5 protein-coding genes are annotated in these 4,992 nt (G+C 73.2%); 3 read left to right on the top strand and 2 right to left on the bottom strand.

Going from position 1 to position 4,992, the window contains the following annotated elements; translation table 11 throughout:
- Together FV222_RS17190 and FV222_RS17185 are read left to right on the top strand one after the other, a co-directional pair.
- A partial coding sequence (locus FV222_RS17190; protein ID WP_147815244.1) for a DUF1214 domain-containing protein occupies positions 1-243 on the top strand: 243 nt, incomplete at its 5' end.
- On the top strand, positions 231-890 hold the full coding sequence (locus tag FV222_RS17185; protein ID WP_246685513.1) for a hypothetical protein: 660 nt from the start codon (positions 231-233) through the stop codon (positions 888-890). The genes FV222_RS17190 and FV222_RS17185, both read left to right, overlap by 13 nt.
- A gap of 13 nt (positions 891-903) precedes the next feature.
- Here FV222_RS17185 and FV222_RS17180 read toward each other — a convergent pair whose 3' ends face one another.
- Positions 904-2,682 (bottom strand): chloride channel protein, encoded by a 1,779-nt coding sequence (locus FV222_RS17180; protein WP_147815242.1) that lies wholly within the window; start codon positions 2,680-2,682, stop codon positions 904-906.
- An 83-nt stretch (positions 2,683-2,765) separates the two neighbouring features.
- Between FV222_RS17180 and FV222_RS17175 the strand changes: the two genes are divergently transcribed.
- A complete protein-coding gene (locus FV222_RS17175) occupies positions 2,766-3,209 on the top strand; it encodes a helix-turn-helix domain-containing protein (RefSeq protein WP_147764704.1) in 444 nt (147 codons plus the stop codon).
- A gap of 224 nt (positions 3,210-3,433) precedes the next feature.
- On the opposite strand, the gene metB is transcribed toward FV222_RS17175, so the two are convergent.
- Complete coding sequence (gene metB / locus FV222_RS17170; RefSeq protein ID WP_147764705.1) at positions 3,434-4,597, bottom strand: cystathionine gamma-synthase; 1,164 nt, start codon at positions 4,595-4,597, stop codon at positions 3,434-3,436.
- Positions 4,598-4,992 lie beyond the last annotated feature (395 nt).

The raw sequence follows: 4,992 nt of genomic DNA, 5'->3' as shown, positions 1-4,992 counted from the left end.
GAGCCCGGCCGCCCGGGCTTACGCGAGGGCATCACCTCCACCGAGATCCTGCGCGAGGCCGACGGGCGCTTTTCGATCGTCGTCGGCCCGGAGGTCGAGCCCGGCAACTGGCTGCCGAGCCCGCGCGCCAGCGGCCCGATCCGCCTGGCGATGCGCCTCTACGACACCCCCGTGGCCGCCAGCGCCGGGACCCTCGACCGCGACGCGGTGCCGGCGATCACCCGGATGGGATGCGCCTCGTGAACCTGCGCGTCGTCTACGCCACCGCCTGCGGGCTGGCGCTCGCCGGGATCGTCCACGTGGCGACGGTGTTCGCGATTCCGGCCCTGTCGGAGACCGACGCCCTCACCCGCGCCCGCTCTAGCGAGAGCCTGGAGCACCCGCAGCGGGTCTACACCCTGGCGACCCACGGCGAGCCGGCCCCGGCCGAGGCGTGGCTGCCGATTCCCGACCCGTCCGTGGCGGTCGGCGTCTGCGCCTACGACCTTAAGGACGGCCCGATGCGGGTTTCGGCCCGGACCGGCGCGATGATGCTGTCGCTGGCGGTGCACGGCCGCAAGGGCGCCTTCTACGCGGTCACCGACCAGGCCGCGGTGCGCGGCGCCCTCGACCTCGTGGTGCTGACCCGGGCGCAGTACGACGCGGCCTTGGCCAACGACGACGAGAACGAGCCGAGCCGCGACGTGCGCATCGTCGCCCCGGGCGACCAGGGCTTCGTCGTCGTCCGCGTCATCGCAGGCCTGCCGAGCCAGCGGGCCGCGGCCAACGACGCGGTGCAGGCGGTCTCCTGCACCACCGACAGCCCGGACGAGCCGGACCCCGAGCCCGCGCCGACCAACCCACCGCCGACCAACCCGCCGCCGGCCGGCCGCGCCAAGCCGAACGGCTGACGCGGCCTTCGGCTTACGCCGCCCTGCGCCGCCTGACGAAGGTGGCCTGCCGCTCCGCCTCGGACCGGTTCACCGCGGCGCGGACCTGCAGCAGGTCCTTGCGCGTGACGAGGCCGACCAGCGTGCCGCTCTCCGCATCGGTGACCGGCAGGCGCCCCTGCCCCGTCGTCAGCATCAGGTCGAGGGCGTGCGCGGTGACGTCGCCCGGGTGGACGACGGCCAGCGACGCGTCGGAGACCCGCTCACCAAGGCGCTCCGAACCGTCGCAGCCGTCCGTCCGCCACAGCAGCGCGTCGCCGCGGGTGACGAGGCCGACGGGGCGGTTCTCGCCGTCCACCACCGGGTAGGCGTGGTGGCGCCCCGCCTCCATCGCCGCCACCGCGTCGGCGACCGGCATGTCGGCCCCGAGGGTGTCGACCGACGCGACCATGATCTCGGCGACGCGGGTGAACTCGTAGGGGTCGATGCCGTACTCGCGGGTGACGTGCTGGCCGCGCCGAGCGATCTTCTCCGTCAGGATCGAGCGCTTGAGCAGCAGCACCGTCACGGCGTAGGCCGCGGCCGAGGCCGCCAGCAGCGCGGGCAGCGCGTGCACGTCGCCGGTGAGCTCGACGGCGAACAGCGTGCCGGTGAGCGGCGCCCGCATGGTGCCGCCGAGCATCGCCGCCATGCCGAGGAGCGCCCAGAATCCCGGGTCGCCCGGCAGGGCCGACCCGGCGAGCCAGCCCATCGCCCCGCCGAGGATCAGCAGCGGCGCGAGTACGCCGCCGGAGGTGCCCGAGGACAGCGCCACGAGCCAGATCGCGGCCTTCACGACCAGGATCAGCAGCACGGCCTTCAGCATCATGTGGCCGCCGAGCAGGTCGGCGATGACGTCGTAGCCGACGCCGAGCGCCCGCGGCTCGACCAGCCCGCCGAGGCCGACCGCGAGGCCGCCCAGCGCCGGCCACCACATCCAGTGGATCGGCAGGCGCTCGAACGCGTCCTCGAGGGCGTAGAGCAGCGTCGTCAGCACGCCCGAGAGCAGCCCCGCGGCGAGGCCGACGCCGACGCAGGCCGCCAAGCCCCACCACGGCAGTGCCGGGTCGGCGGCGAAGGGGAACAGCGGCCCGGCCCCGAACAGGCTCGGCCGCAGCATCGTGGCGGTGACGGCGGCGGCGGCCACCGGGATGAAGCTGCGCGGGCGCCACTCGAACAGCAGCAGCTCCACCGCGAGCAGCACGGCGGCGACCGGCGTGCCGAAGATCGCGGTCATGCCGGCGGCCGCGCCCGCGACGAGGAGCGTCTTCCGCTCGGCGGCGCTCAGGTGGAAGAACTGCGCGAACAGCGAGCCGATCGCCCCGCCGGTCATGATGATCGGCCCCTCGGCGCCGAACGGGCCGCCGGTGCCGATCGAGATCGCCGACGAGACCGGCTTCAGCACCGCGACCTTCGGCGACATCCGGCTGCCGCCGATCAGGATCGCCTCGATCGCCTCCGGGATGCCGTGGCCGCGGATCTTCTCCGAGCCGAACCGCGCCATCAGGCCGATCGCGAGGCCGCCGAGCGGGGGCACGCAGACCATCCAGAGCGAGGGCGTGGCCCCGGCCAGCGAAGTCGCCCCGACATCGATCCGGCCGAACCAAACGAGGTTCGTTACGAAGGCGATGAGGGCGAGCAGGCCCCAGGCCGCGACCGTGCCGCCGAGGCCGACCACGACCGCCATGGCGCACAGCACGAAGAGGCGTCGGTCGGTGCGGAAATCACCCAGAACGCGACGCCCGGCGGGCGGGGCTGCCTTCGAGACCGGCATGCGGCTGAACCTCCTGTAGGATGCGGTACGACCCCATATATATCGTAACCCGATATATTGAACCCCACGCTTGGAGGTGGACGATGGATTCGGATGCCGGCTCGGTCCTCTCGCGGGAGGCCTACGCCGCGATCGCGCGCTTCCGCCTGGAGCTGCGGCGCTTCCTCGCCTTCAGCGAGGCGGCAGCAGGCAAGGTCGGCCTGCCGGCCCAGCAGCATCAGGCGCTGCTGGCGATCGCAGGCCACGACGGGCCGCCGACGGTCGGGTTCGTGGCCGAGCAGCTGTTGATCGCGCCGCAGACCGCGGCCGAGCTCGTCGCGCGGATGGTGGATAAGGGCTTCCTGACCAAGGCGGCGGAGGCGCGCGACCGCCGGCGGATGGCGCTGTCGCTGACGCCGAAGGCGATGGCGGTGCTGCAGCAGCTGACGACGGCCCACCTCGCGGAGCTGCAGACCCTGGAGCCGGCCCTCGCCACCGCCCTCGCCACGGCGCTGGACCGCGTGCACGGCCGCTCCGACGCGGGGTGATGATGGTGCGGAGCGGAGACCGATTGAGCAGCCCCGCGGTACGGCCCCGAATGGATCGTTCGAGGCGAAGGCGCGGCCCCCTCTCCCGTCCGGGAGAGCGTTGGGGTGAGGGGTGCGGCCTCTCCGGAGAAACCTGGCCCCTCACCCTGTCCCTCTCCCGGACGGGAGAGGGGACCCGCGCCTCAACGGCTCGTCTGTGAAATCACCAGTCCCTGGACCCGCGGTCAGCCCGCCTGGACGGCGTCGAGCGCCTGCGCGAGGTCGGCCAGGAGGTCGTCCTCCGCCTCGAGGCCGATCGACAGGCGGAGCAGGCCGCCGGTGATGCCGGCGATGGCGCGGGCCTCGGGGTCCATGGCGGCGTGGGTCATGGTCTCGGCGTGCGAGATCAGGCTCTCGACCCCGCCGAGCGATTCGGCGAGCGTGAACACCTGGACCCGCCCCACGACCTGGCGGACCGCCTCGCGGCCGCCGACGAGTTCGAAGCTCAGCATGGCGCCGAAGCCGCTCTGCTGGGCCTGGGCCAGCGCATGGCCCGGATGGCTGGCGAGGCCGGGATAGTACACCGCGGCGACGGCCGGGTGCCCGGCGAGGAACGCGGCCAGGCGCCCGGCGGTCCGCTGCTGCTGCTCGACCCGCACGAACAGGGTGCGCACGCCCCGCAGCGTCAGGTAGGCGTCGAACGGCGAGCCGGTGACGCCGATGGTGTTGGCCCAGGCGGCGAGCTCGTCGCCGACGGTGGCGTCCGCCGCGACCACCGCGCCGCCGACGACGTCGGAATGGCCGTTGAGGAACTTGGTCGTGGCATGCACGACGAGGTCGGCGCCGAGCGACAGGGGCCGCTGCAGGGCCGGCGACAGGAAGGTGTTGTCGACCACCGAGAGCGCGCCGGCCGCCCGGGCGAGCCCGGTGACACGGCGGATGTCCACGACGCGCATCAGCGGGTTGCTCGGCGTCTCGATCAGCACGACCTTGGGCTTCCTCGCGAAGGCCGCCTCCAGGGCCGCCGGGTCGGTCTGGTCGACGAAGGCCACCGCGTAGTGCCCGCGCGCCGCGCGGAGGCTGAGCAGGCGGTGCGTGCCGCCGTAGCAATCGTGCGGTGCGACCAGGAGGTCGCCCGGCCGCAGGCTCGACAGGGCGAGGTCGAGGGCCGCCATGCCGCTCGACACCACCACCGCGCGGGCGCCGCCCTCAAGCTTGGCGAGGGTGTCGGCGAGCTGGTCGCGCGTCGGGTTGCCCAGCCGCGAGTAGTCGTAGGGCCCCGGCTTCTCGAAGGCCGGGAACTTGTACGTCGTCGAGAGATGGATCGGGGCGATGACGGCGCCGTAGGACGTGTCCGCGGCCACGCCGTTGGTGGCGGCGATCGTACGGGGATCTCTGGGTTCGGTCATCGCGTCTGGTCCTCCCGGGAATCGGTTCGCGGTGCGATCCGAAGGCCCCGCCGAGGCGTTCTTTATAGAGGACGAAACGGCCTTACAACAAAACGATGCAAAGATCCGCTCAGGCTCATACCGAACCTCGCTGAGCTCGGCTCATCGGGGTTCGGGCCCCCGCGACTGCGGGGCGGCGGGAGTCCGCCGGACCTCATGGGTCTTGACCCGTGAGACTGGGTATTAATCCTTCACGACCAACGGCCGCACCGGCGGACCCGAGGCGGCGATGCCCCCGCGCGGCGGCATCGCCTCGGGCAACGCCATGTCCTCGCCCGGAACGAGGCCGCAGCGGAAGGCGGCCTCGGGCGGGAGCAGCGGATCGAGGAGCGTGCGGCGGGCGGCCAACCCGGCGA

Origin of the sequence: Methylobacterium sp. WL103 (genome assembly GCF_008039885.1) — a bacterium.
GTDB classification, from domain to species: Bacteria; Pseudomonadota; Alphaproteobacteria; order Rhizobiales; family Beijerinckiaceae; genus Methylobacterium; species Methylobacterium cerastii.
This window is presented reverse-complemented; position numbering and strand designations above follow the sequence as displayed.